Genomic DNA, 24,037 nt, shown 5'->3' with positions numbered 1-24,037 from the left:
CAGAAGGATTACCAACGGCTACACCACGCATTGGGGCTTGACCGCAAGCCTGGCGATCTCGTCGGGTGCAAACGTCAAGGCAGTGCAGCGAATGCTGGGACACCAGTCTGCCGCGATGACACTCGACACGTACGCCGATCTGTTCGACGACGACCTCGCGGATGTCGCCGAACGGATGAATCAGGGCGGGCTGAACGCGGATGTCGGCCGCCTCTGGGCGAACTGATTGCGAGTTTCATCTCGCTGCACTCGCTCAACGAGCGGGTGACGCACCCGCAGCGCGAGAACCGCGAAAACGGCAACTAGCGGCTTTCGGACACGCTATTCGACGAATATGCGCCGGAAGTTTGTGGGCGATTTGTGGGCGATTTGGCTTCAGGGCGCCTGACCGCCAACGAACAAAGGCCCCGAAACCCGCGTGACTACGCGGCTTTCAGGGCCTTGTTCCGTGACAACGGTTTGTGGAGATGGGGGGAATCGAACCCCCGTCCATCGCTGAGTCTCCGCGCATTCTCCGGGCGCAGTCTGTGCAGACGTTCTACTCGGCCCCGACATTTGTCACAGACAACTAAGTCGACAGGCCCAGCCTGGAAAGAGTCCCGCGTGACGTCCAGACGCCATCACGCAGCAAGATTCCTAAATGACGCCAGGAACCGTGTCGGAATCAACCACGGCCTGACGGACTATCGGGCTCGCTTATGCAGCGAGGGCGAAGTCGTTGCGCTTTGCATCGGCAACTATAGTTTTGCAGGGAGCGTTGACGAGATAACCCTGCATCCTCGGCCCGCTTCTCGTGGATTCGCAAGCAATGTCGAAACCGATCATCCCCGTGAACCTTCTCTCGAAGGGAACCGCTGTCACTCTGTGGAGTTGTGTCTTTCCTCGGGCGAACCCGAGCATCCCAACTTACAACAGATGCCGCTCCCCCGCCATTCCCACGACACGGTCTAGCCGCTACCCTGGCGCCATGAACCGACAGCGTTCTGGCCGAACATCCGTCGTGCTCATCGCGCTGTGTCTCGGCTTCGCACTCGCCGGATGCTCCTCGGGCGCTGCGCCCGCGCCATCCACCACCCCGTCGCCCACCGTGACGGCCACCCCGACTCCGACTCCGACGCCCACGCCCACCCCGACAGCCGAACCACTCGCTCTCACGTGCGAATCGATCATCACCCCCGAAGCCGTCTCCGACTTCACGGCATTCGGCTGGACAGGGGAAGAACGTCCGAACCCCCCGTGGACCGTCGGCAGCCAGCCGTTCGAGGACGGCCTGGCCTGCCAGTGGATGCTGGACCACTCGGTCGGCACCGACAACTTCTCGTGGTTCGGGTGGGCTCCGATGGATGCCGCCGAGGCAGCCGCCGTCACCAGCTCACTGACCGGCAGCGGCGAGTACTTAGCCGACGAGACGCCCGACGGGCTCTATCTCACGATCGACCCGAGCCTCGCCGTCGTCACCGACGCGAACGGCTATGGCATCACCTACTTGCTGGCCGACGGGTGGATCGCCGGCGCGGGCACGCGATCCGAGCTGGTGCTGGTGCGCGTGCCCGAAGGCTGGACGCCGGAGGGCGGCTGACCGCACCCACACGTAGAGTCTCTGCATGAGCGAAGTGATCATCACCGTCCGTGGAGAACACGAGACCCGCGTTGCCCCCGAAGAGGCCGTCGCCACGATCACCGTGCGGGCAGAAGGACCCGAGCGCGGCGAGGTCGTCGAGCGGATCTCTGCGCTCACGGCTCCCCTGCGTGACGATCTTGCCGCACGCAAGCTCGCGGGCGGCGTCGCCGACTGGTCGAGCCAGCGTGTGTCGCTCTGGGCGAACCGCCCGTGGAACAACGAGGGCACGCAGCTCGCCCTCGTGCATTACGCCTCGGTCGAGCTGACGGCCACCTTCACCGACTTCGCCGCCCTGTCGTGGTGGCTCACCGACGTGGCCGAGCGCGAGGGCGTGCAGATCGACGGGGTCTCCTGGAGCCTGACGCCCGAGTCCGAGAGCAACGCCGAGGCCGCGGTCGCCGCACAGGCCGTGCGCGTCGCCGTGGATCGCGCGACCGCCTACGCGTCGGCGATCGGACTGTCGAGCGTGACCCCCGTCGAGATCGCCGACGTCGGACTGCTCACGCACGGTGACAGCGGCGCGCCGCCAGAGATGCTGCGCATGGCGAACGCCTCATTCCGCGCCGAGGCCGCAGGCCCCGCCTTCGAGTTCGAGCCGAAGGACATCGTGGTCTCGGCGGCCGTCGAAGCACGATTCACCGCACGGTGAATCGCTGACCATCGTTCAGTCGCCGAGGCGGTTGCGCGAGCGCACCGCGCGCTCGGCTTCGCGCTTGTCTTCGCGCTCGCGGAGCGTCTGACGCTTCTCGTACTCGCGCTTGCCCTTCGCGATGGCGATCTCGACCTTTGCCCGGCCGTCCGAGAAGTACAGCTTCAGCGGCACGAGCGTATAGCCGCCCGCTGACACTGCGTGCGAGAGTTTGACGATCTCGGCTTTGTGCAGCAGCAGCTTGCGCGTGCGCTTCGCGGCGTGGTTCGTCCAGTGCCCCTGCGAGTACTCGGGAATGTGCACGGCGTCAAGGAACGCCTCGCCGCCGTCGATGTAGGCGTAGCCGTCGCTGAGGTTCGCGCGCCCCTGACGCAGCGACTTCACTTCGGTTCCCGTGAGCACGAGGCCCGCTTCATACGTCTTCTCGATCGTGTAGTCGTGACGCGCGCGGCGGTTGGTCGCCACGACCTGCTCGCCGCGTTCCCTGGGCATGGGCCCTCCTCGATATCGGATGCCGCATCCCCGGGTTCGGGCGCGCGACAGCCCGTCAGTCTATCAACCGCGCATTCTCGCGGAAATCAGGCGCGGAGCCAGCGCCGGATCGCGAAACCTGCCGACAACGCCGCGAGGGCGATGCCGATCACGATCAGAATCGGCACCACGAGCCAGGCCTCGGTCATCCCCACCCAGGTCGTGACGAAATTGACCCGTTCACGCAGGTAACCGTTGACCCCGAAGTGCACGCCGGCGAGCACTGTGCCCGATGCCAGCACCGAGCCGATGAGCGCTGCGAAGACACCCTCGAGCACGAACGGAGTCTGGATGAACCGATTGGATGCACCGACCAGCCGCATGATCCCGATCTCGCGTCTACGGGCGTATGCCGACAGACGGATGGTCGTCGCGATGAGCAGGACCGCGGCGATCAGCATGAGGCCGGCGATGCCGACGGCGATATAGGTCGCGACGGTGAGCGCGGCGAACAGCGGCTCGAGGTATTGCATCTCGTCGCGCACTTCTTCGATGCCCGGGGTGCCCGAGAACGCTTCGATGATGACGTCGGACTGCTGCTGGTCGACGAGGCTGATGATGAACGTCTCGTTGAGACTCTCGGGTGCGACGACGCTCGCGTAGTCCTCACCGAGCAGGTCGATGACGTTCTGATAGGCCTGGTCGCGGTTCTCGAACTGGACGCCGCGGATGAGCCCCGTCAGCGCAGGGCTCTCGAGCTTCGCCTCGACGTCGGCCAGCTGTTCGGGTGTCGCGACGCCGTCGGTACACGTCGTCTCGGTCGACACATCGGTGCACATGAAGATCTTCACCTGCGCGCGGTCGACCCAGAAGTCGCGCATCGTGCCGATCTGCATCTGCATGAGCACGGCCGCGCCGACGAAGGTGAGCGAGACGAAGGTGACGAGCACGACGGAAACGACCATCGACGCGTTGCGGCGCAGGCCAGAGAACGCTTCAGAGAGGATGAGCCCGACCCTCATGATGTCGGCCCCACTTCGTCGTCGCGACCCGCGTCGGCAAGACCCAGGCGATCAGCCAGCCCAAGCTCTGAGACATCCATCTCGATCGCTTCGACGACGGGAATGGGATTCGTGCGCGGCGTGACCGGTTCGGACGCGGCCTGCGGCTCAGGTGCGGGTGCCTCGACGGCCGGCGCGGCCTCTTCGGCCCGCGCGAGCTGCTCGGCCGACTCGGTGATCGCCGCATCCGTCGCCGCCATCGCGCGCGCTTCGAGCACGGGCTCGGCGGCATCGGTGGCCGCGGCGACGGCGGCATCGACCGCTTCGGAATCCACGACGCCTGTCTCGACGATCTCGCGGTGCAGTTCGAGCACGGCGGTGAGGGCGGCGACCGCGGCCGCGCCCTTCTCGGGCTCGGGGGCCAGACTCGGGATCGCAGAGGTGTCGCCGTACCCACCGTGGCGCTCGTCACGGACCATCTCACCGTGGTGCAGCTCGATGACGCGTCGCTGCATCTGATCGACGAAGCCGGCTTCGTGGGTCGCCATGACGACGGTCGTGCCGCCGGCGTTGATGCGCGCCAGCAGCTGCATGATGTCGACGGATGTCGCGGGGTCGAGGTTGCCGGTCGGCTCATCGGCCAGCAGCACCTGCGGCCGGTTGACCAGAGCGCGGGCGATCGCGACGCGCTGCTGCTCGCCACCCGAGAGCTCATGCGGGAATCGCTTCTCTTTGCCCGCAAGGCCCACGAGGGCGAGCACTTCGGGCACGGCCTGCTGCACGAAACCACGCGACGAGCCGATCACCTGCAGGGTGAACGCGACGTTCTGGAACACGGTCTTGGTCGGCAGCAGCCGGAAGTCCTGGAAGACCGCTCCGATGTGCCGGCGGAAGTACGGCACCTTGCGGTTGGACAGCGTGCGCAGATCGCGACCGAGCACGACGACGCGCCCCTCAGAGGGCACCTCTTCGCGCAGGATCAGTCGCAGGCACGACGATTTTCCCGAGCCGGATGCACCGACCAGGAAGACGAACTCCCCGCGTTGCACCTCGAAGTCGACATCGCTCAGCGCGGGCTTCGGGGTGCCTCGGAAGCGCTTCGTGACGTTCTCGAACCGAATCATGGCTCAATGAGCCTAAGCGGGAGTCATGCGGTGGCTTCCAGCGACACTCGGGAGGTGCGTCCGAGAGTTCGCGCGACGGGGCGGCGTGGCGCTCATCGATCCCTCCCCAGGAGGCCGCGAAAGAGGTCATCCACAGATTTCAGAAAGAGCCCTGGATCTGGGTGAAATCGGGGCCGGAATGTCGGAAGGGGTCACCAGGATTGAGGCATGAACCCGCTCCTGGCACAGCTCGAGTCGCTCGACGCGCTCGCGAGCGAAATGCTCGAGCGGCACCGCGATGATGACGGCCTGCGGCGGGCCCCTGATGAGCACCTGCTGCTCGTGCTGTCGACAGCGGCCCGGGTGCAGCGCCGTCTCGACGCTCTGCTGATCGAAGCGGGTGATGAAGTCGTGGCTCGGTCGGCGACAGGTGTCGTCGAAGACCGGATGACCTCGCGATTCGGATGCCACGACGTCAACGAGCTGCTCCAGCGCACGACGCTGCAGGGTCCGCCGACCGTCGCACGCCTGCTGCGCGCGGCGAAGGGCGTGTGCGGTGAGCGTGCGCTCGTCAGCGGCGAACGGTTAGAGCCGAGGCTTCCAGCCCTGCGCCGGGCGATGCTCGATGGCGCGGTGGGCGTCGACGGTGTCCTGGCGATCGCCACGCCCCTGCTTGCGACCGGGCACCGCGCTTCGCGCGAGGCGCTCAGCACAGCCGATCGGCTGCTCGCGGCGGTGGCGACCGGTGAGGGGCCTGACGGTGCGCCACCGGCGTGCGCTGATCTGCTGCGGGTGCAGGCGCAGACCTGGCAGATCGCGCTCGATCAAGACGGCGCCGAACCGCGCGATCGCCTCGCCGCATATCGCCGTGGCGTCACGCTCGGTGCACCCACCGATGCCGGGGTGCCCATCCGCGGCACCCTCATGCCCGAAGTCGCGGCGCAGTTCCAGCGGCTCTGCGACGCGATGCTGTCGCCCCGGGTCGAGGGCGTGCGTTTCGTCGACGAGCCTGCCGACGCCGACGACTCTTCGGGGCCGGCCGACACCCGCTCGCGTGCGCAGCAACGGCATGACGTGCTCGCGACCGTCCTGACGGTGGCCGCCTCGAGTGGCGAGCTGCCCACGATCGGCGGTGCCGCCCCGACCCTTGTCGTCTCGGTTCGCGCAGAAGACGTCGCACGCGGCACCGGCTACGCGCACATCGATGGGTTCACCCGGCCCGTGTCGATGGCGACGGCGCAGCACATCTCGTGCGGCTCGGTCATCCAGCGCATCACGTTGAACGCCGAAGGCCGCATTCTGCGACTGGGAACCGAGGAGCGGGTCTTCAACCGCCGCCAGCGGCGCGCGATCACACTTCGTGACGGCGGGTGCGTGATCCCGGGGTGCGGTGTTCCCGCGGCCTGGTGCGAGATCCACCACGTCACCGAGCACTCCGCGGGCGGACCGACCCACACCGACAACGGGGTGCTGGTCTGCTGGTTCCACCATCGATTCCTCGAGTCCAGTGGCTGGGCGATCCGCATGATGCGGGGTGTGCCTCAGGTGCGCGCGCCGCTCTGGTACGACTCCGCTGGTCAGTGGCGAGCCGTCACCACCTCGCCGACCCGGCTTCGAAACGCTCTCCTCACGACCTGACGGCACCCGCCCCGGGGCTCAGCGCGCGAACGTGAGCGCTGCGTTGACGGCCACCGCCAGGCCCAGCGCAACGACGATCCCGTTGCCGATGAAGGGCGACAGCCCGAGCAGTCGCGGCGCCGAGCGCGCGCGCAAGAACGCACCGACTCCCACCAGCAGCGCCTGCCACGCGAAGGATGCCACGCCAACGGCGAGCACGAACACCGCCGCACTCCCCCACGACGACGTCACTCCGGTGATCGCGGTGACGACGGCGGCGAAGTAGATCACCGTCGTCGGGTTGACCACGGTGAGCCCGACGAACAGCATGAACCGGCGTGCCGACGCACCTGCCTCCCGTGCCCGTGGCGCGAGACCGGCGGAGCGAGATGCCTGCATGAGCCGCCACGCGCCGAGCGCGAGCAACGCGCAGCCGCCGATGATCTGAGGCCAGGGTGCCCACTCGGCGATCACGGGTGCGGCCGTCGAGCCTGCCGCCACGGCGACCGTGCACAGGATCACATCCGTCGTCGCGACGCCCGCGGCGGCGGTCAGTCCACGGCGCCCGCCGTGCGTGGCCGCCTCCTGCACCAAGAGCACCCCGATCGCACCGAGCGGCATCGCGAGGGCGAGGCCCGCGACCAGCCCCGAGAGCAGGGCGACACCGAGATCCATGCACCGAGCATCACGCGACGGCGACATCCGACAGCGCGATTCACGGTCATCCTGAGATGATGAGCAGCATGGACGCCCTCGACGAGAAGATCCTCGGTCATTTGCGCGAGAACGGCCGCGAATCATTCAGCAGCATCGGACGACAGATCGGCCTCAGCACGAATGCCGTGGCAGCCCGTGTGCGACGCCTCGAGAACACGGGCGTCATCGTCGGCTACCAGGCCATCCTGGCGACGGATGCGCCTGACCCCACGGCGCACCTCGAGGGTTTCATCGACGTGCGCCTGCACACAGACCGCGACTCAGACGACTTCCTGGAGTGGGTGCGAGGCGTGCCGCAGATCCGCGACGCCGTGCATGTCACCGGTCCGCATGACTACCTGCTGCGCGTGAGGGTGCGCGACATGAGCGATCTCGATCAGCTACTCCGCAGAATCAAGAAGGATGCCGGCGGAGCACAGACGCAGACGCGCCTCGCGCTGCGCTGAGGCGTCAGTCTTCGATCTTGCGCTTGCGCCAGCGGATGCCTGCGGCGATGAGGCCGTCGAGGTCTCCATCGAACACCGACGCGGGGTTTCCGACCTCGTAACCTGTACGCAGATCCTTCACCAGCTGCTGACCGTAGAGGAAGTACGAGCGCATCTGGTCGCCCCAGCTCGCCGTGATGACACCCGCGAGCTCCTTCTTCTTCGCGGCCTCTTCTTCGCGCTGGAGCAGCATGAGGCGCGTCTGGAGCACGCGCATCGCGGCGGCGCGGTTCTGGATCTGCGACTTCTCGTTCTGCATCGACACGACGATGCCGGTCGGCAGGTGCGTGAGGCGCACGGCAGAGTCGGTCGTGTTGACCGACTGGCCGCCGGGGCCCGACGAGCGGAACACGTCGACGCGGATGTCGTTCTCGGGGATCTCGACCTCGACGGCCTCTTCCATGACCGGGATCACCTCGACGGCGGCGAACGACGTCTGGCGCTTGTCGGCCGAGCCGAACGGGCTGATGCGGGCGAGGCGGTGCGTGCCGGCCTCGACCGACAGCGTGCCGTAGGCGTAGGGGGCGTCGATCTCGAACGTCGCCGACTTGATGCCGGCGCCCTCGGCGTACGAGGTGTCCATGACCTTGACGGGGTACTTGTGACGCTCGGCCCAGCGCAGGTACATGCGCAGCAGCATCTCGGCGAAGTCGGTGGCGTCATCGCCGCCGGCGCCGGAGCGGATCGTGACGACGGCACCGCGCGAGTCGTACTCGCCGTCGAGAAGCGTCTGCACCTCGAGCTGACCGATGAGGCTCTCGAGCTCGGCGAGCTCCTTGCGCGCTTCGTCGGCCGAGTCCTCGTCATCCATCTCGAGAGCGAGCTCGACGAGCACGTCGAGGTCGTCGAGGCGCCGCTCGATGTCGGCGATGCGCTTGTACTCGGACTGGCGGTGACTGAGAGCGCTCGTGACCTTCTGCGCCTTGTCGACGTCGTCCCACAGGTCGGGCGCACCGGCAGCCTCGCTGAGGCGCGCGATCTCGGCGGTGAGTGCGTCGACGTCCACCACGGCGCGAATGTCGTCGAAGGTGGAACGCAGCGCCTGGATGTCGTCGGAAAGATCGAGTTCGAGCATCACAGTCCAGAGTAACGTGGATGGGCGTGACGGATCACGCGGACCCCATTCGCGCCCGGGACGTACTGTGGCGGTTCGGTCCCATGGTCTACGGTCCGACCGTGCTCTTCGCCTTCGGCGAGGGCGCCGTCATCCCCCTCATCCCCGTCATCGCAGCGCAGCTGGGTGCCGATCTCGCGACGGCCGCGCTCGTGGCATCCGCCCTCGTCGTCGGACAGCTGTGCGGAAACCTTCCCGCCGGCTGGGCGGTCGCACGCATCGGCGAACGCCTCACCATGGCTATCGCCGGCACGGTGGCTCTTGCCGGCGTCGTCGTGCTCGCCCTCGCACCGTCGCTCGGGGTCTTCGCCCTCGCCATCCTCCTGGTCGGCTTCTGTGCCGCCGCCTTCGGACTCGCGCGCCACTCGTTCATGACGACGCGCGTGCCCATCGCCTTCCGCGCCCGCGCCCTGTCGCTGCTGGGCGGAACGTTCCGCTTCGGCATGTTCATCGGGCCGTTCGCCGCCGCCGCACTCCTCGCGATCTTCCGCGACGAGCACGCCGCCATCTGGCTCTTCGGCGTGTGCCTCGTCGCGACGGTGCTGCTCGTGCTGCTCGGGCCCGACCCCGAGAAGCAGTTCGCCGCCGTCGCGACGACTCCCGCCGACCCCGCCGCGGTCGAAGACACCGGCGAACCCGTCACCGGATCGATCCCGACCGCCGCGCCCATCGGCGTCTTCCGCACGATGTGGCGCTACCGCGGGGTGCTCGCCCGGCTCGGCAGTGCCGCGGCGTCGCTGTCGGCCGTGCGGTCCGCACGCCAGGTCGTGCTTCCCCTGTGGGGCGTGTCGATCGGCCTCGACGCGCAGACCATCGCGCTCGTCGTCGGCGTGTCGGGGGCGATCGACTTCGCCCTGTTCTACGCGAGCGGCCAGGTCATGGACCGCTTCGGACGCCTCTGGGCGGCCCTTCCCGCCATGATCCTGATGGGCGCGGGTTTCGTCGCCCTGTCGTTGACGCACGACCTCGAGCAATCGGCGATGTGGTTCGCCCTCTTCGCCGCCGTGCTCGGCGTCGGCAATGGGCTGTCCAGCGGCATCCTGCTCACACTGGGGGCCGATGCCGCGCCGAGGACCGACCCCGCACCCTTTCTCGGGTCGTGGCGCACCCTCACCGATGCGGGCGGGGCCGTCGCGCCGCTCGTGGTGTCGGGCGTCGCCGCCGCGGCATCCCTCTCGGTGGCGACCGGCCTGATGGGCGTCGTCGGTCTTGTCGGCGCCCTCGCATTCATCCGCTGGGTTCCCCGCTTCGCGCCGACGTAGCAGCGGGCGGCACGGGTTGCGCCGTTCACCGCAGTGCTGTGCGACTCGTCGCCGTCGCCTGCAGCGCGACCCCGTCGGGCACGAACAGCGTGAAGACGGGCGGATGCCACGGGCTCGCGACCGTCACGCGCGCCGAGATGCCGTCCGGCGTCGACGCCGCGACGAGACGCGCATCGTGCGCGACGACGTCGAGCAACGCCGATGCCTGCGCGTACACCCCACCAGAGGTCAGGCGCGCGATGGGCTCGCCCTCTGACACCTCGACGGTGAATCCGTCGGCGCCGGCAAGCGCGGCGGCATCCGCCACGGCGTCGAGCCGCTTCTGCGCGAGATACAGACTCGTCGCGTCGACGCACACGAGCACCGTGACCAGTGCCAACAGCGCGTAGCCGATCGTGAGAATCAGGATGCTACCGCGCTCGCCGTCGCCGTCGCCGCCGAGACGGCGCCGCAGCACCCCGATCACAGCCCGCCCCACAACCGCGAGACCTTCTGCACCGCCCGGGCCTCGACGGGAACGACAGCGAGGCGGTCGAGCCCCAGGATGGGCGGCACGAACGGCAGCGACACCGCTGTACGCAAGGTCACGACGACGGTCGCACCCGCCGCCGGGCAGGGCACGGTCGCCGGTGCACACGCGATCGCGACCTTCACACGGCCCGCATCCATGCCGTACTCGCGCGCGACGGACGCGAGCACGGCGTCCGCGCGCGCCGCGGCATCCGTGGTGTCGGCCGCCGTCGAAATCGCCCGCGCGACGTGCCGCGCACCGGCTTCGGTGCCGAGGGCCTGCGTCTGGATCATGCCCAGCGCGACGACGAGATAGACGATGGGCACGAGCAGCACGAGCCCGACGACGATGAACTCCAGCGCCACGGAGCCCCGCTCGGGATCGTCGGACTCACCCGAACGACTCGACCGGCGCATGCGCCGTCACCTCCAGCATCCCGGGGGCGCCCCACAGCCCGACGAGCGGCAGCGTCGCGCGAACCGTCACCGCGACCGTGTCGTGGCCGAGGGCACTCCCGTCGCTCGCCCGCACGTCCGTCGCGTACCCGGCACCGACCGTGTACGTGAGGATCTCGCGGGTGCGCCGCTCGCCGTCGAGGGTCGTCGTGTCGGCGAGCGCCGCGTGATACGCCCCCTCGACGGCCGCATCGTGCACGACGTTGCGCACGTAGACCGCCAGCCCGAGCTGCAGCACGGCGAGCGTTAGTGCGGTCAGCAGCACCCCGACGAGTACGAACTCGACCGGCGCCGATCCCCCGTCATCGCGCAGCGCCGCGCCGAGGCGAGAACGGATGCCGCGCATCAGAACCCGGCGACGCGCGAGATCGCCTGTTCGAACAGCCCCGACAGCGCGGGTCCGGCGAGCGCCCAGATCACGACGACCAGTCCGGCCGTCATGAGGGTGATGAGCACCCAGCCGGGAACGTCTCCGCGTTCGTCGTCTCGGATGTCCCGCAGTGCGGCGTGCGCACGGGTGAAGAGGGATCGCATGAAAGGTCCTTTCCTTCGGTCAGCCGATTCCGAGTCGGAGCATCAGCACCCCGGGGAAGACGGCGAAGATCACACTGAGAGGCAGAATCAAGAAGACAAGCGGCACGAGCATCACGATCTCTTTGCGCGCCGCACGTTCGAGGAGTCCCCGCTTGGCGTCCTCACGTGCGTCGAGCGCCTGCGCGTGCAGCACGTGGGCGAGCGGCGCGCCACGCTCGATCGCGGCGACGAGCTGGTCGACGCCGCGCGAGAGCGCAGGAACATCGAGTCGCTCCGACAGCCCCGACAGCGACTCCGGCAGCGGTGACCCCGTGCCGACAGCCAGCACGACACCGCGCACTTCGCTCGTCATCTCACCCGCGCCGACGTCGCCGACGCGCCGCAGCGAATCGAGGACACCCTCCCCCGCCGACAGGCAGAGCGCGAGGAACTCCCACAGTGTCGGCAGCTCCTCTTCGATCCGCGCGACGCGGGCGCGGGCGGCTCGGGTCAGCACGACGTCGCACACGACGACGGCAGCGACACCCGCCAGGGGCGGCACGACCCACATGCTCGGCGACGCCCGGTCCGCGAGCGCGATCGCCACGAGGAGCACACCGCCCAGGCCGATGCCCGCGATCGCCCACGTCAGCTGGCGGCCGCGGAACCGCGCAGCATCCATCGCCCAGCCCGCCTGCCGCAGCCGACACTCCAGTGACGGGGCACCGCCCATGACGCGGGCGAACCGATGCTGCACGACGCGCCACACGGCGATGAGGTCCTGCGCGGCCGGCAACGTGGTGCCGCTCGGGTCGGTCACGTCGCGGATGTACGGCCCCACACGCTGAGCGAGCGACACCGCACCCCAGCGCGGCGCGACCGCGACCAACAGACAGACGCCCACCCCGAACGCTGCCCCCAGGATGACGGCGACGGCGACATCGGTCGCGACGCTCACGCGAACCACCGCCGCGGCTCGGCCAGGCGCCCGATACGCAGCATGATGCGGTAGGCCACGGCCGAGACGACCGCCCCGGCCACGACGAGCACGATGCCCTCGGCGCTCGCGTACGCGCTCGCCCCCTCGGGCCGCACCGCGAGGAGCGCCAGGATCACCCACGGTGCCGTGACGCCCAGCACGGCCGCACCCCGCACCCATGACTGACGCGCCTCGACCTCGGCGCGCAGAGCCGCGTCGGCGCGCACCGATGCGGCGAGCGAACGCAGGATCGGCCCGAGCTCGGTCCCCCCGACCTGCCGCGCCATCCGCAGTGTCTCGACGATGCGGTCGGCCACGGGGTCGGCGAGCGCGGCCTTGAGTTGCCGCACGCTGGAATCGAAGTGACCGGATGCCGCGAGGTCGAGCCGGTACGCCGTGAAGGCGGCGCGGAGCTCGATCGGAGCGCAATCGGCGAGGCTCGCGACCGCATCGGGCAGCGCCATCCCAGCTCGCACGGAAGCGATGAGCAGATCGCACACGTCGGGCCACAGCCCGCGCCGGGAGCGCCGCCGTCGCGTGCGCTGCGCACGTACGAACGCGAGGGGTGCAGAGCCGCCCGCCCCCGCGGCGACGAGCGCGATCGGCGCGACGGGCACGATGAGCCACGCTCCCGCGGCAGCGAGCGCCGCGGCGCACAGCGACACGACACCGAGCTGCCATCCGGCGACCCGTGCGAGTCCCGCCTCGTCGAGCAGCCGAGCCACCCGCCCCGCATCCGGTGTGCGCGACCGGCGGATGCCGTCCGGCCACAGCCAGGGCGAGACCGCGAGCAGCAGCCCTGCGGCGAGCGCCGCGCCCAGCACGACGGTCATACCCCGTCCGCCCGGTACAGCGTGCGCGCCGTGATCGTGCCGCCCTCGACGCCCGTGGGGGCCACGATCTCGGCCACGCGGCGTTGACCCGCGGCATCCCGCTCGCACTGCACGACGAGATCGACCGAACCCGCCACAGCCGGCAGGACGAATGCCGCGTCGATGTTGCGTCCGGCCAGGAGCGGCAGCGCGACGAGCTTCGTGAGCGCCTCGCGAGCCGTGTTCGCGTGGATCGTCGCGGCGCCGGGGACACCCGTGTTGAGCGCCAGCACGAGGTCCAGTGCCTCAGCGCCGCGCACCTCTCCGATGACGAGGCGGTCAGGGCGCATCCGCAGCGCCTCTTTCACGAGGCGTCTCAGCGTCACTTCGCCCGTGCCCTCCAAGCTCGACTGTCGTCCCTGCAGCGCGACGAGGTCGGGCGCGTCGACCGCGAGCTCGAAGGTCTCCTCGACCGTCACGATCCGGTGCTCGGGCGGGCACGCCGCGATCAGCGCACCGAGCAGGGTCGTCTTGCCGGCGTGGGTGGCTCCCGACACCAGGATGCTCCGCCCCGCACGCACCGCGTCGGCGAGGAGACGCGCACCGTCGGGCCGAAGGGCGCCCGAGGCGACGAGCCCCGCCAGGTCGCGGAACGCGGGCAGGAACTTGCGCAGGTTGAGGGCCCAGTGGCGCCGGGTGATATCCGGAATGACCACGTGCAGTCGACTGCCGTCGGGCAGCGACGCATCGACGAACGGCTGCGACAGATCGATGCGACGACCCGAAGCGTGCAGCATCCGTTCGACGAGGTCGCGCACGACCGTGTCGGTGAGCACGAGCGGCACACGTTCGGACACCCCCGCCCGGGCGACGAAGATGCGGTCGGGCATGTTTGACTTGAGGCATGCTCAATGCTGCTTCCTACTCCCGACAGAGCGTCGACCACGCTGAGGGCGCCGCCGACCAGGAACGGCGAGCGCGCCGCATGATCGCCGAACGCGAATGGCACTTCGCCGGCGCGTACACGGACAACGACACGAGCGCATCGCGCGCACGTGACCGCGGCACGGCGTGGGCGCGGCTCATCGCAGATATCAAGGCGGGCGCGATCGATGTGGTCGTGGTCACCGACTCCGACCGGCTGGCCCGCGGACTCCGCGACGCGCTCGACCTCGTGGACCTCGGCACTCGCCTGCTGACCCTCGACGGCGACATTGACCTCACGACCGCGGCGGGCGAGCGGCAGTTCTTGAATGATGCCGTGGCGGCACGCTTCGAGGTCAAGAGGAAGTCCGAGCGCTCTCGGCGAGGAAACGAACGCCGCGCGCTCGCAGGCACCTACAAGAACGGCCCGCGTCCGTTCGGCTGGCTGGAGGATCGCGTCACGCTGCACCCCGACGAGGCACCGCACATCGCATCGGCCGCGCGGGGCGTGCTCGAGGGCGCGACCCTCTTCGCAATCGCGACCGAGTGGAACCGTCGCGGAGTGCCGACCCGCAAAGGTGCGCCCGCGTGGTCGACTCCCGCGGTCAAGGCGGTCCTCCGCCGCCCGCGCAATGCGGGGCACGTCGTCCTGCGTGGCGAGATTGTCGAAGGCGTCGTTGGCGACTGGCAGCCGGTCCTCGAAGATGCCGAGTGGCGCCAGGTCGTCGCGATCCTCACCGATCCGAAGCGGCGCACGAACGCCGGGGCGAAGCCCTCGCACCTGCTGTCAGGCCTCATCGTGTGCGGCTCGTGCGGCGGGTCGATGCGATCCAACCGCATCGACGCAGGCGGCACCCGAGGCCGCATCCCCGGCTACCGCTGTTCGGGGCGACCGGAGCGGCCGGTCGAGGGGCGCATGCATGCCGCAGTGCCTGCCGAGGAGGCCGACCGCTTCGTGCCCCAGTGGGTGCTGGGCGCGCTCGCGGATCGGGCAGGCGCGGGCCTCGACCAGATCGATGAGCCGCCGCAGGTGACCGCCCTTCTCGCCGAGCGCGCGGAGTTGAACGGCCAATACGAACGACTGGCCGACGCGATCGCAGACGGCACGCTGGACGCCGCGCGCGTGGCGCCGCGCACTCGCAGGATCGAGGACCGCGTGCGGGCGATCGACACAGAGATCGAAGAGGCCGGCCGCGACCGCGCGCGCCGCGGTGCGACCGCCGTCGCCTCTCGCCTGCTCGACCTTGGCGCGCTTCTCAACGCCGCGGACGGCGAGCACGAGGCCGAGGTCAGCGCGGCCTTCCTCGAACACTGGCGGTCACTCACGCTTGAGGAGAAGCGCGAACTCATCGCCGCGACCCTCATCATCACCGCCAACCCGCGCACCGCCGTCCGCAAGGGCGCCAAGCGCATCAGCGTCCGCTACGCGCACCACACCATCACCGAAGGAGAACCATCATGAACACCACCACCCGCCTCGCCGCACACACCGCCTGGGCGCGCGCCTTGGCTTCCCTCGCGCTGTCCCCCGAGGACGCCGCCGACCTCCGCATCGCGGGCTTCCGCTTACTAGACGAGAGGTGCGAGCACGAGCGCGGCGCGTGCTTTGACTGCACCTTCTGCGCAGCGGGCTAGATATGGAATACCCCGGTCAACGGCGGTTTTGATCACCTGCTTAGCTCCTCCTGGGCCGGTAGAATTGACATGTCAGAAACAGCTGGCAGACAGATCGGCAGCGAGAAACTAGGGAGTCGAGCCGCCAGAGCAGAGAGGCGGCAGCATGCTTCCCCAGGACCAACGAGTCACGATCTTCCCTCGAGGCAACGGGTTCCCCCCGCTCGTCGGAACCATCGCCGACGAGGATGGCGTAGGCGTCACGATCGTCGCGACGTATCAAGGCTTCACCCGACGGAACTTCGTCCCGTGGACTTCCGTGGATCGCGTTGAAGTCCGCAAGCCGATCGAAGGGGGCGCAGCATGAGCGCGCCCACCTACCTCGAATGCGTCGAGTTCGCTGAAGCGATGGGCGTCGAGTCGGAACCCTTCGATGAGTGGTATGCCGCGCGCCAGCGGCGCGAAGCTCGCGACGCAGTGATCGCCGCGACGGACTGGGACGCGGAAGCCGAGCGCGCGCGCGCCGAGCTTGACGCCTGGCTCGCGTCGCCCGAGGGGCTGGAGTACCAGTCCCGAGCACAAGAGCGCGCCCTGAGCAACGCGCGCCGTGCGCTTGCCGACGAGGTGCGAACCGCTCTGCACCACGAGGGCGAAGCGGCGCGGTGGGCAGCCGAAGCTCGCGCACTCTTCGCTCTCGACCCGACAGACGTTCTCGTGGCCGACTACGCCGCGATCTCCTCGGAAGAGCAGGCACTCGCGCGGCGGGCGTGGCTGGAGGCCAAGGCGATGGCGCGGCGCGACGGCCTGCCCGCGCCGGAGACGCCCGACGAACGCGCGACACGCGAACGTCAGGAGGCCGAGCACGCTCGCAAGGGCGCCGAGCACGCGCAGGCCGTCGAGAAGGAAGTCGAGCGCATCCGGGTACGCGACGACGCGCAGCGGCTTGTCGCGGCAGCGAGGGCGGAGGCGGTCGAGATGGCGCCGACAGTGGGTCTGGGCGCGCTCCTGTCGCAGCCCGTCGAATTGGAACGGTTCGCGGTCGACCGCCTATGGCCGATCGGCGGCAATATCGCCTTCAGCGCGCAGCGCAAAGCCGGCAAGACGCGCGTGACGCACAACCTTGTGCGCGCGCTCGCGGACGCTACGCCCTTCCTGGACGAGTTCGACACGCCCCAAGCGAGGCGCGTCGCGCTCCTCGACTTCGAGCTGCCCCCCGCGATGCTCCAGGAATGGCTGAGAGGGCAACGGATCAGCACGCCCGCAAACGTGGTGCTTGTCGAGTCCATGAAGGGGCGCGCAGGTACGTTCGCGATCACCGACGACCGGGTGCGCTCGCTCTGGGCTCGCAAGCTGTCCGACGCCGGAGCCGAATGCCTCGCTCTGGACCCGTTGCGCCCAATCCTGCGCGCCCTGAAGCTCAACGAGTGGAACGAGGTTGGGGTGTTCCTGGACGCGCTCGATGCCCTCAAGGTGGAGGCGGGCATACGCGAGAGCATCGTCGCGCACCACCACGGGCACCACGCCGAGCGCGCGGCCGGAGACTCCAGCTTCGAAGGGTGGGGAGATGCCATCTGGAATCTCACCCGCGACGACCCGAACGACCCACGCAGCTTCCGCTTCTTCGACGCCTACGGGCGCGGCGTCGACATCGACAAGGGCCTCGCGAGCCTCTATGACGAACACCGTCTCGCGTACGCACCCGGCAACGTGCAAGAGGCACGCAAGGGGCAGAGCGTGAACGGCATCGGCGAGTACGTGACACATAACCCCGGATGCCGACTCTCCGACCTTGAGACGGCCGGCATCCGGGGGGTCTCCAAGAACACCGCCTCGAAGCTCGCCACCGAGGCGGAACGAGCAGGCCTTATCCGCATCGAGGTCGGCCTACGCAACATGAAGACACTGCACCCCATGCAGTGAGGGATGTCTCCCAAGCAGTAGCACCCACCCCCCTTCCCTATATAGGGCGGGGGGTGGTTGCTTGCGGAGGGTCGGGGCTAATCGAAGTCCGGCTCAAACCGTTCGGGCACAGGGCCCCAATGCGCAGAGGTTCGACGGCATCGGTAGATGTACGCGGGGGCATGCGCGAGTCCACCGGCGTTGTAGTCGTCCCCGGAAGGCCGCTCGACGATGTGTGCGCCCGCACCGCACGAGGGACATGCCCCCTGCTCTTTCATCTCCAGTCGCCCCATGCGCCGCAAGCTAGCGCACCGCGTTAGCTCCCCACCAGCGGCGTAGCCTGGTAGTGACCACTATGACAAGCTACGCACCCCCTGAGTTAGCACTCTGCGCATTCGATGACTGCGGATGGCCGAGTGTCTCGCTCGGGCTGTGCCAGATTCATCGCCTGCAAGAGCGGGAAGGTCGGCCGCTGACCCCGATCAAGCGCCGGGTCGCACTACCGAGGATCGACCACGCTCATGACCTGGCGGTCGATCCTCGCGACGACAACTCGGGGATCACCGCGGTTGCCGTGTGCGCGTGCGGCGACAGCTTCCTCGGCGTGGGGCTCCACCGCCTAGCCGACGCGCGGTGCGAGTGGGCGACGCATGCGGGGCGAGCATGACAGCGAAGCACGCGACTCCCGAGTGGCGCCGCACTGTGCGCATCATTCGGGCGCAGGTGCGCCAGACGTGGGAGCGGGGCGAAGAGGTGACGTGCTGGCGGTGCGGGCAGGTCATCGACGAGGGCACGCCCTACGACGTGGGCCACCTCGCGCCGCTCGGCGGAGAGGGCATCGACAACGCCGCACCCGAGCATCGCACGGCGACCCCATGGTGCATCGGCAACCGTGCGCACGGCGGGCGGATCGGTGCACGCATCACGAACGCCGGCAAGGGCGGCGCGACATTCCAGCCACCGGGTTGGGTGCAGTGACGCCCGCGCCGTTTTTTTGGGGAGCGATCGGAGCAACCCCCGCCTTCGGCCCAACTCCGTCGCCCTCCCCCGAGATGAGGAACCGATGACGGAAGCACACCCGACGCTCGCCGATCTCCAGAACGAAGCGACCTGGCTCGAGCGCCGCGAGCGCCTCCCGGCTCCGCTGCATGCCACCGAGCTGGTCACCACAGAGGAGTCCCGGCGCGAATTCCTGGAGGGTGCGCGCCTGCTGCGCCTCGACCGCCGACGCAACTACGCCGGCGAGTACGTCGGGCCGACACCGATTCAGCTCGCGATCTCCGACATGCTCACCGCGGGCCACAAGCTCAACGGCATCTTGGAGCCTCGGCGCACCACGAAGACCACCGCGGTCCAGTGCGTACTCATGGGCCGCTGTTCCATCCGCGAGGACTACCTCGTCGGATGGACGCTGGCGACGACCGGCGCGAAGGCGGGCGAGCGGTTCAAGAAGGACATCGCCGCACACCTCGAGCGGCTCTACCCGGACAAGCACGAGCGTCCCTTCAAGATCGAGCTGAGCAAGGGTGCCGAGGGCATCGTGTGGCCGCACGGCAGCTACTTCAACGTCTTCAGCCCGAACGGTGATGGCTTCCGATCCGGCGCGTTCGATGTCGCCTGGGTTGACGAGGCGGGCGAGGCTGAGCCGGACCTCGGCGAGGATCTCGTCGCCTCCATCCGCCCGACCCTGCACACGCGCGCCGGGGCGCAGTTCATCCTCTCCGGCACCGCCGGCAAGTACCGGGCGGGAAACCTGCTCTGGGACGCGCTCAGCGACCCACGCGCCGGGGTGATGCGCCACGCCGTTCACGACGACATCGACCCCGAAGACCTCGAGGACTGGGACACCGTGCGCGAGCTGGTGCTCGCCGCGCATCCCGGCATCCCGTGGTCGACCCCGCTGGAGGCGATTGAGGACGACTTCAACACACCCGCGATGCGCAAGAGCTTCCCCGCGGAGATCCTCGGTCTGTTCGGCGAGGAAGGATCAAATGTCGCACTTATCCCCCAGCCGCTCTGGACGGCCGCCGCGCTGCCTCTGGGAACCGCGCGCGAACCGAAGGTCTCGGCCCTCGCTCTGTTCGTACATCCGGACGCCACGACGGCCTCGCTCGTGCAGGCGTGGCGCGAGCGCGATGGACGCACACACGTTGCGCTTCTTCATCACCAGGCGGGCGTGCAGGGCCTGGCCAAGAAGGTGCTCACGATCGCGCGCAGGGTGGGCCGACCGATCGCGTGGGACACGCAGTCAGCCGCGACGGCGAACGTCATGGCCGAACTCGCCGCGGCGCGCCCCGCTCCCCCGGCGCGGGGCCTCGTTTCCGTCGACATCAAGCGTGGCGCGGTCGGCTTCCTGCGCCTACTTCGGGAGGGCGGACTGCGCCACCACGACCAGCACGAAATGAACGCGGCGGCAGAGATCGCTGTGAAGCGCGCTTTCGGCACCGGCAGCGGCTGGGCGTTTGGCCGTCCCGACGTTCGCAAGCGCCCTCAAGACGACATCACGCCTATCGAGGCCGCCGCGCTCGCGGTGCACGCCCTGGAGGATGAGCGGGCATATCGATCGCCACTGGCCGATTTCGCAGGGTCAGACTGAGCAGTCTGCCCCATCGAGTTAGCGCCCATATCAGCCGGTAGACTGATTGTCAATGGGTATCTGGTCGCGAGTCATCAAGAGTGCATACGGCACCCCGTCCGCGGTCTCGCCGGCGATCGCGTCGCCTTTCAGTCCGCAAGATTCCCTTGAGACCGCTATCGCCGGCGAGATCTTCGGCGTCGACCCGAGCATCGTCACGCCCGAGATCGCATTGCGCGTCGGGCCTCTCAAGCGCGCGATGCAGGTGCACCAAGACACCGTGGGCGCCATGCCGCTGCGCCTGTACAGCGCCGGCCAGAAGGTTGCCACTCAGCCGGGATGGCTGAGCAACACCCGCACCGGCATCCCGCCCCTGATCCGCACCAAGGGTCTTGTCGGCGACCTGTTCCTTCACGGCTGGGCGCTCCTCGGCTGCGAGCTGAGCGGCGACCAGATCGCCGACGCGCTGCACATCCCCCGCTCGCTGTGGAAGCTCGACCAGGCAGGCAACGTCCATGTCGATGAGGCGATCTCACGCACCTACACACAGCGCCTCATCCTGATCCCGCTGGGCGCCAACGGCGTGATGGCGGACGCTATCGACACCATTCGTCAGGCACGCGCGCTGGAGCACGCTCGCCAGAACCGCATGGCCGCACCGCCCGCCGGCACCGAGATCCACCTGACCGACGCGCGCTTCGATGAGATGTCTTCAAAGGAGAAGGAGAAGCTCGCCAAGCAGTACGCGGACACGCGCCGCAAGCACAGCGTCAGCGTCACACCCTCCTACGCGAAGGTCACCGAGCACGGCGACAAGTCCGTCGACCTCTTCGACTCCGCGACCAACAGCATCCGCCTGGACATGGCGAACCACGCCTCCGTACCTGCCTCGATCATCGAGGGCGCGAAAGCTAGCGGCGGCGGCGACATGAACTACAGCGGCAAGGGCGACCAGCGCAGCGAACTTTTTGACCTCGGATCGCGCCAGTTCGCCGACGCGATCGCCGCGCGCCTGTCCCTGGACGACGTGTGCGCACCCGGCGAGTACATCGCCTTCGACCGCTCCGAGTTGTTCGCGGTCCCCACCCCCACGACTCCCCCGATCCTCGAGGACTGACATGACAGATCACGTCATCATCGACGCCGGAACGCTCGAGTTCTCGGCGGAAGACCTGACCGCCACCGGACTCCTCGTCCCGTTCGGTGTCAAGGCCCGCAGCAACCTCGGCGAGTTCGAGGTCGATCCCGGTGTCTTTGAGATCCCCGAAGACCCCACCGGCGCCGCGCTCAATATCGAGCACCGCCGCGAGGATGTCGTCGGCGGCCTCACGCGCGTCTGGGAACAGCCCGAGGGCATCCTCGCCGCCATGCGCTTCGCGAACACTCCTGCGGGCCGCAAGGCCTTCGCCGACGCCAAGGACGGCAAGCGCAAGCACCTGTCCGTCGAGGCCGCCGACGTGAAGATCCGCAACGGCCGCGCAATCGCCGGCCGCATCTTCGGCAGTGCCGTCGTGGAGCGCCCTGCCTTCGCCGGAGCCACGCTCCTCGCCGCGGAAGACACCGAACTCGCGCCGGTCGAACTCCACACCACGCTCGCCCCCGACGAGGACGGACGCCTCAGCGTGCTCTCGACTTCACTCCCCGATGACATCACCGTGACCACGCCCGAGGGCGACACGGCGACCTACACCCCCGAAGCCACCCCGGCTGAGGACAACCAAGAAGAGGAGTCAGCAGTGACTGACACGCTCACGGCCGGGGAGATCTCGGCCAGCACCACCACCACGACCGCCCCCGCGACGCTCCTGGCTGGCGCCTCGAATGTCGACGCCGTGACGAAGGCTTACGAGCTGGGCACGATCTTCGCCAGCATGGCGGCGGTCAAGAGCGGCGCCGACGCATCCGTCGCAGACGCCGAGACCCTCCTCGCCGCCCTCGCCGACATCAAGACCTCGGGCACCGGTGCACTCACCTCCGCGGGAGTGCTCCAGCCGGAATGGGTCGGCAAGGTCTGGCAGGGCAAGACCTACGCCCGCAAGTACCTCGACCTCGGCACGCACGGCTACGGCATCAAGCTCGGCGGCCGCAAGGGCTTCAAGCTCGACCAGGGCACCGCGCTCGTCAAGCCGTGGAACGGCAACAAGACCGAGCTGCCCACCGGCTCGGCGAGCACGTCGGTCCTCTCGGCGACGCTGCGCAAGTACGGCTTCGCCGCCGACATCGCGCGAGAGTTCTTCGACCTCGAAGGCGGCGCCGAGATCATCGAGGCCTTCGTGCAGGGCGTCGTGGACTCTTACGCGAAGATCACCGACCTCGACGCGCTGGCCGACATCCTCAACACCGCCGCAGGCGCGGCCGGCGCCAACATCGAGGCCGCTGGCGCCTACCCCGCGGAGTACCCCGAGGCGATGGGCCTGGTTATCGATGCCATCGACGCCGTGACCGACGCAGACGACGACCCGTCTTTCGCGCTCGTGAACCGCGCCGCGTGGCGCCAGCTGCGCTTCACGCCCAAGGATCAGGTACCCGAGTACGTCACCTTCGTAGTCAAGGGCGACGGCACCGGCAGCGGCGACAGCGTGATCGTCAAGCGCGCTCCCGACGAGGCTTTCGCTGCCGCTGGCTTCGACAACGCCGAGCCTGCCGTCGTGGCTGGTGCCAAGGCCGCCATCGAGTTCCGCGAGCAGGGCACCACGCCCATCAAGCTCGACGCCCTCGACATCGCACGCGGCGGCGTCGACAAGGCAGTCATCGGCTACCTCGAGACGTTCGTCGTCCGCCCCGAGGCGCTTGTCGCCTTCGGCACCGCGGACGCCTGAACCGAGGGGGCGTAGGCAGATGGCCGAGTGGTACACCGCAAGCACGCCAGAGGCGCAGCAGCGCCTCGTGGCGGCGTGGCCCGGTGCGCCGATCGAGAATGTCGAGCTGTGCGAGATGATCCTCGCCGTCGCTCGCGAGCAGGTCATCGCCTACGCCCCGCTCCCCGAGGTGGACGAAGACGACGCGGGCGGCGTGCTCGTGCCAGACCCCGACAACCCCGACTACTGGACCCTGGACGGAGGCACGCCGTGAGCACGATCCCTGACCGCTACGTCTACGCCCAGCTCCAGCAGGCCAAGAATCTGTGGGCCGCTGGCACCGCCGACGAGAACGGCGACATCGGCGCGCAGGGCTACACCTTCACGCCCCGTCCGCTGGACAAGACCGTCCGCAGCATCATCCGCCCCACGTCGGGGGTCGCAGATGTCTTTTGACTTCACGAGCGTCGACACCGAACTAGAGGCCGCACTGACGGCCGCGCTCCCCGCGGACTGGAAGATCCAGGACGCGGCAAACGGAACGCCCGGTAACGTGCTCTCCCCCACGCTCTCCTACCTTCAGACCGACGTCTCGATCGAGTGGCCGGGTACGGGCCGGATGGCGGGCGGGTACTTCGCCGTGACGTTCGCGCTCGAGCTTGCCTCGCCCGAGAAAGACCTCATCAAGGGGTCGCGGCGGCTCATGGCCCTCCTGCCGGCCCTCTTCGCCGCGCTCGACTCGCTCCCGGATCTCGAATGGTCCGACGCCCAGAAGGGCGTGGATGCACGCGGCGCGTTCTACACAGTCCCAGTCGTTGCCCTTTGCAAGTACGAAGTACCCACTCCCGAGGAGGAGTAATCATGCCCGAGATGGGACTGCCCCTACTTTGGTTGACGGGTAGGGGTCGGGGTGTTCA

The 24,037-nt window shown here is 68.8% G+C and carries 26 protein-coding genes, 1 other RNA gene and 2 pseudogenes; 16 read left to right on the top strand and 13 right to left on the bottom strand.

The features are described 5' to 3' along the window. Positions 1-226 (top strand): annotated as a pseudogene (locus AC25YV_RS12570) (hypothetical protein); the annotation flags it as partial. 233 nt (positions 227-459) lie between these two features. Here AC25YV_RS12570 and ssrA read toward each other — a convergent pair. Continuing rightward, positions 460-829, bottom strand: a transfer-messenger RNA (tmRNA) gene (gene ssrA / locus AC25YV_RS12565). Positions 830-967: 138 nt separating this feature from the next. Between ssrA and AC25YV_RS12560 the strand changes: the two genes are divergently transcribed. Together AC25YV_RS12560 and AC25YV_RS12555 are read left to right on the top strand one after the other, a co-directional pair. Beyond that, positions 968-1,579, top strand: a complete 612-nt coding sequence (locus tag AC25YV_RS12560; protein WP_488124195.1) for a hypothetical protein — start codon at positions 968-970, stop codon at positions 1,577-1,579. A 25-nt stretch (positions 1,580-1,604) separates the two neighbouring features. Beyond that, the gene (locus tag AC25YV_RS12555; protein ID WP_488124194.1) at positions 1,605-2,270 is read left to right on the top strand and encodes an SIMPL domain-containing protein; all 666 of its coding nucleotides are present in this window, start codon (positions 1,605-1,607) and stop codon (positions 2,268-2,270) included. A gap of 15 nt (positions 2,271-2,285) precedes the next feature. Here the strand turns inward: AC25YV_RS12555 and smpB are convergent, their stop codons facing one another. The 3 genes from smpB to ftsE all read right to left on the bottom strand — a co-directional run bounded on the left by smpB (position 2,286) and on the right by ftsE (position 4,866). Continuing rightward, a complete protein-coding gene (gene smpB / locus AC25YV_RS12550) occupies positions 2,286-2,762 on the bottom strand; it encodes an SsrA-binding protein SmpB (protein WP_488124193.1) in 477 nt (158 codons plus the stop codon). 86 nt (positions 2,763-2,848) lie between these two features. Continuing rightward, positions 2,849-3,763, bottom strand: coding sequence for a permease-like cell division protein FtsX (gene ftsX, locus AC25YV_RS12545; RefSeq protein WP_488124192.1), 915 nt, complete (start codon positions 3,761-3,763; stop codon positions 2,849-2,851). Continuing rightward, on the bottom strand, positions 3,760-4,866 hold the full coding sequence (gene ftsE, locus AC25YV_RS12540) for a cell division ATP-binding protein FtsE (protein WP_488124191.1): 1,107 nt from the start codon (positions 4,864-4,866) through the stop codon (positions 3,760-3,762). The genes ftsX and ftsE overlap by 4 nt, the downstream gene beginning before the upstream one ends. 207 nt (positions 4,867-5,073) lie before the next feature. On the opposite strand from ftsE, the gene AC25YV_RS12535 reads away from it, so the two are divergent. Beyond that, on the top strand, positions 5,074-6,483 hold the full coding sequence (locus AC25YV_RS12535; RefSeq protein ID WP_488124190.1) for an HNH endonuclease signature motif containing protein: 1,410 nt from the start codon (positions 5,074-5,076) through the stop codon (positions 6,481-6,483). Between the two features lie 18 nt (positions 6,484-6,501). On the opposite strand, the gene AC25YV_RS12530 is transcribed toward AC25YV_RS12535, so the two are convergent. Next, positions 6,502-7,137, bottom strand: a complete 636-nt coding sequence (locus AC25YV_RS12530) for a LysE family transporter (protein ID WP_488124189.1) — start codon at positions 7,135-7,137, stop codon at positions 6,502-6,504. A 59-nt stretch (positions 7,138-7,196) separates the two neighbouring features. On the opposite strand from AC25YV_RS12530, the gene AC25YV_RS12525 reads away from it, so the two are divergent. Then, positions 7,197-7,625, top strand: a complete 429-nt coding sequence (locus tag AC25YV_RS12525; protein ID WP_488124188.1) for an Lrp/AsnC family transcriptional regulator — start codon at positions 7,197-7,199, stop codon at positions 7,623-7,625. Positions 7,626-7,629: 4 nt separating this feature from the next. Here the strand turns inward: AC25YV_RS12525 and prfB are convergent, their stop codons facing one another. Beyond that, positions 7,630-8,739 carry a peptide chain release factor 2 gene (gene prfB / locus AC25YV_RS12520; RefSeq protein WP_488124187.1) on the bottom strand — a complete coding sequence of 370 codons (1,110 nt, stop codon included), beginning with the start codon at positions 8,737-8,739 and terminating at the stop codon, positions 7,630-7,632. 20 nt (positions 8,740-8,759) lie between these two features. Between prfB and AC25YV_RS12515 the strand changes: the two genes are divergently transcribed. Beyond that, entirely contained in the window at positions 8,760-10,040 is a 1,281-nt protein-coding gene (locus AC25YV_RS12515; RefSeq protein ID WP_488124186.1) for an MFS transporter, read from the top strand. A gap of 25 nt (positions 10,041-10,065) precedes the next feature. Here the strand turns inward: AC25YV_RS12515 and AC25YV_RS12510 are convergent, their stop codons facing one another. From AC25YV_RS12510 to AC25YV_RS12480, 7 genes and pseudogenes are all read right to left on the bottom strand, one after another. Then, positions 10,066-10,494 carry a pilus assembly protein TadG-related protein gene (locus AC25YV_RS12510; protein ID WP_488124196.1) on the bottom strand — a complete coding sequence of 143 codons (429 nt, stop codon included), beginning with the start codon at positions 10,492-10,494 and terminating at the stop codon, positions 10,066-10,068. Positions 10,495-10,502: 8 nt separating this feature from the next. Then, positions 10,503-10,967: a TadE family protein gene (locus AC25YV_RS12505; RefSeq protein ID WP_488124185.1), complete on the bottom strand. Its 465-nt coding sequence runs from the start codon at positions 10,965-10,967 to the stop codon at positions 10,503-10,505. After that, positions 10,942-11,352 carry a TadE/TadG family type IV pilus assembly protein gene (locus AC25YV_RS12500; protein ID WP_488124184.1) on the bottom strand — a complete coding sequence of 137 codons (411 nt, stop codon included), beginning with the start codon at positions 11,350-11,352 and terminating at the stop codon, positions 10,942-10,944. The genes AC25YV_RS12505 and AC25YV_RS12500 overlap by 26 nt, the downstream gene beginning before the upstream one ends. Next, positions 11,352-11,540: a hypothetical protein gene (locus AC25YV_RS12495; protein ID WP_488124183.1), complete on the bottom strand. Its 189-nt coding sequence runs from the start codon at positions 11,538-11,540 to the stop codon at positions 11,352-11,354. Before AC25YV_RS12495 ends, AC25YV_RS12500 begins: the two co-directional genes overlap by 1 nt. A gap of 19 nt (positions 11,541-11,559) precedes the next feature. After that, positions 11,560-12,477: a type II secretion system F family protein gene (locus AC25YV_RS12490; protein ID WP_488124182.1), complete on the bottom strand. Its 918-nt coding sequence runs from the start codon at positions 12,475-12,477 to the stop codon at positions 11,560-11,562. Further along, positions 12,474-13,331, bottom strand: coding sequence for a type II secretion system F family protein (locus AC25YV_RS12485; RefSeq protein ID WP_488124181.1), 858 nt, complete (start codon positions 13,329-13,331; stop codon positions 12,474-12,476). Before AC25YV_RS12485 ends, AC25YV_RS12490 begins: the two co-directional genes overlap by 4 nt. Next, positions 13,328-14,203 (bottom strand): annotated as a pseudogene (locus tag AC25YV_RS12480) (TadA family conjugal transfer-associated ATPase); the annotation flags it as partial. The pseudogene AC25YV_RS12480 and the gene AC25YV_RS12485, both read right to left, overlap by 4 nt. An 11-nt stretch (positions 14,204-14,214) precedes the next feature. On the opposite strand from AC25YV_RS12480, the gene AC25YV_RS12475 reads away from it, so the two are divergent. The 10 genes from AC25YV_RS12475 to AC25YV_RS12430 all read left to right on the top strand — a co-directional run bounded on the left by AC25YV_RS12475 (position 14,215) and on the right by AC25YV_RS12430 (position 23,979). Next, entirely contained in the window at positions 14,215-15,696 is a 1,482-nt protein-coding gene (locus AC25YV_RS12475) for a recombinase family protein (RefSeq protein ID WP_488124180.1), read from the top strand. Beyond that, on the top strand, positions 15,693-15,869 hold the full coding sequence (locus AC25YV_RS12470; protein ID WP_488124179.1) for a hypothetical protein: 177 nt from the start codon (positions 15,693-15,695) through the stop codon (positions 15,867-15,869). The genes AC25YV_RS12475 and AC25YV_RS12470 overlap by 4 nt, the downstream gene beginning before the upstream one ends. A gap of 456 nt (positions 15,870-16,325) precedes the next feature. Beyond that, positions 16,326-17,768 (top strand): AAA family ATPase, encoded by a 1,443-nt coding sequence (locus AC25YV_RS12465; protein WP_488124178.1) that lies wholly within the window; start codon positions 16,326-16,328, stop codon positions 17,766-17,768. A gap of 642 nt (positions 17,769-18,410) precedes the next feature. After that, positions 18,411-18,725, top strand: coding sequence for a hypothetical protein (locus AC25YV_RS12460; protein ID WP_488124177.1), 315 nt, complete (start codon positions 18,411-18,413; stop codon positions 18,723-18,725). Positions 18,726-18,810: 85 nt separating this feature from the next. After that, a complete protein-coding gene (locus AC25YV_RS12455; protein WP_488124176.1) occupies positions 18,811-20,343 on the top strand; it encodes a hypothetical protein in 1,533 nt (510 codons plus the stop codon). A 52-nt stretch (positions 20,344-20,395) separates the two neighbouring features. After that, positions 20,396-21,439, top strand: a complete 1,044-nt coding sequence (locus AC25YV_RS12450) for a hypothetical protein (RefSeq protein ID WP_488124175.1) — start codon at positions 20,396-20,398, stop codon at positions 21,437-21,439. A 1-nt stretch (position 21,440) separates the two neighbouring features. Beyond that, on the top strand, positions 21,441-23,141 hold the full coding sequence (locus AC25YV_RS12445) for a hypothetical protein (protein WP_488124174.1): 1,701 nt from the start codon (positions 21,441-21,443) through the stop codon (positions 23,139-23,141). 19 nt (positions 23,142-23,160) lie between these two features. Further along, positions 23,161-23,394, top strand: coding sequence for a hypothetical protein (locus AC25YV_RS12440; protein WP_488124173.1), 234 nt, complete (start codon positions 23,161-23,163; stop codon positions 23,392-23,394). Beyond that, the gene (locus tag AC25YV_RS12435) at positions 23,391-23,576 is read left to right on the top strand and encodes a hypothetical protein (protein WP_488124172.1); all 186 of its coding nucleotides are present in this window, start codon (positions 23,391-23,393) and stop codon (positions 23,574-23,576) included. Before AC25YV_RS12440 ends, AC25YV_RS12435 begins: the two co-directional genes overlap by 4 nt. Beyond that, entirely contained in the window at positions 23,566-23,979 is a 414-nt protein-coding gene (locus tag AC25YV_RS12430) for a hypothetical protein (RefSeq protein WP_488124171.1), read from the top strand. The genes AC25YV_RS12435 and AC25YV_RS12430 overlap by 11 nt, the downstream gene beginning before the upstream one ends. Positions 23,980-24,037 lie beyond the last annotated feature (58 nt).

The sequence above is a fragment of the Microbacterium sp. Y832 genome (assembly GCF_057669765.1).
The sequence above is the reverse complement of the archived record's forward strand: the minus strand, read 5'-3'. Positions and strand labels throughout refer to the sequence as shown.

Coding starts and splice junctions, on each gene's coding strand:
- AC25YV_RS12560 (WP_488124195.1), top strand. CDS start 968: ATGAACCGACAGCGTTCTGGCCGAACATCCGTCGTGCTCATCGCGCTG.
- AC25YV_RS12555 (WP_488124194.1), top strand. CDS start 1,605: ATGAGCGAAGTGATCATCACCGTCCGTGGAGAACACGAGACCCGCGTT.
- smpB (WP_488124193.1), bottom strand. CDS start 2,762: ATGCCCAGGGAACGCGGCGAGCAGGTCGTGGCGACCAACCGCCGCGCG.
- ftsX (WP_488124192.1), bottom strand. CDS start 3,763: ATGAGGGTCGGGCTCATCCTCTCTGAAGCGTTCTCTGGCCTGCGCCGC.
- ftsE (WP_488124191.1), bottom strand. CDS start 4,866: ATGATTCGGTTCGAGAACGTCACGAAGCGCTTCCGAGGCACCCCGAAG.
- AC25YV_RS12535 (WP_488124190.1), top strand. CDS start 5,074: ATGAACCCGCTCCTGGCACAGCTCGAGTCGCTCGACGCGCTCGCGAGC.
- AC25YV_RS12530 (WP_488124189.1), bottom strand. CDS start 7,137: ATGGATCTCGGTGTCGCCCTGCTCTCGGGGCTGGTCGCGGGCCTCGCC.
- AC25YV_RS12525 (WP_488124188.1), top strand. CDS start 7,197: ATGAGCAGCATGGACGCCCTCGACGAGAAGATCCTCGGTCATTTGCGC.
- prfB (WP_488124187.1), bottom strand. CDS start 8,739: ATGCTCGAACTCGATCTTTCCGACGACATCCAGGCGCTGCGTTCCACC.
- AC25YV_RS12515 (WP_488124186.1), top strand. CDS start 8,760: ATGGGCGTGACGGATCACGCGGACCCCATTCGCGCCCGGGACGTACTG.
- AC25YV_RS12505 (WP_488124185.1), bottom strand. CDS start 10,967: ATGCGCCGGTCGAGTCGTTCGGGTGAGTCCGACGATCCCGAGCGGGGC.
- AC25YV_RS12500 (WP_488124184.1), bottom strand. CDS start 11,352: ATGCGCGGCATCCGTTCTCGCCTCGGCGCGGCGCTGCGCGATGACGGG.
- AC25YV_RS12495 (WP_488124183.1), bottom strand. CDS start 11,540: ATGCGATCCCTCTTCACCCGTGCGCACGCCGCACTGCGGGACATCCGA.
- AC25YV_RS12485 (WP_488124181.1), bottom strand. CDS start 13,331: ATGACCGTCGTGCTGGGCGCGGCGCTCGCCGCAGGGCTGCTGCTCGCG.
- AC25YV_RS12475 (WP_488124180.1), top strand. CDS start 14,215: ATGCTCAATGCTGCTTCCTACTCCCGACAGAGCGTCGACCACGCTGAG.
- AC25YV_RS12470 (WP_488124179.1), top strand. CDS start 15,693: ATGAACACCACCACCCGCCTCGCCGCACACACCGCCTGGGCGCGCGCC.
- AC25YV_RS12460 (WP_488124177.1), top strand. CDS start 18,411: ATGACAGCGAAGCACGCGACTCCCGAGTGGCGCCGCACTGTGCGCATC.
- AC25YV_RS12455 (WP_488124176.1), top strand. CDS start 18,811: ATGACGGAAGCACACCCGACGCTCGCCGATCTCCAGAACGAAGCGACC.
- AC25YV_RS12450 (WP_488124175.1), top strand. CDS start 20,396: ATGGGTATCTGGTCGCGAGTCATCAAGAGTGCATACGGCACCCCGTCC.
- AC25YV_RS12445 (WP_488124174.1), top strand. CDS start 21,441: ATGACAGATCACGTCATCATCGACGCCGGAACGCTCGAGTTCTCGGCG.
- AC25YV_RS12440 (WP_488124173.1), top strand. CDS start 23,161: ATGGCCGAGTGGTACACCGCAAGCACGCCAGAGGCGCAGCAGCGCCTC.
- AC25YV_RS12430 (WP_488124171.1), top strand. CDS start 23,566: ATGTCTTTTGACTTCACGAGCGTCGACACCGAACTAGAGGCCGCACTG.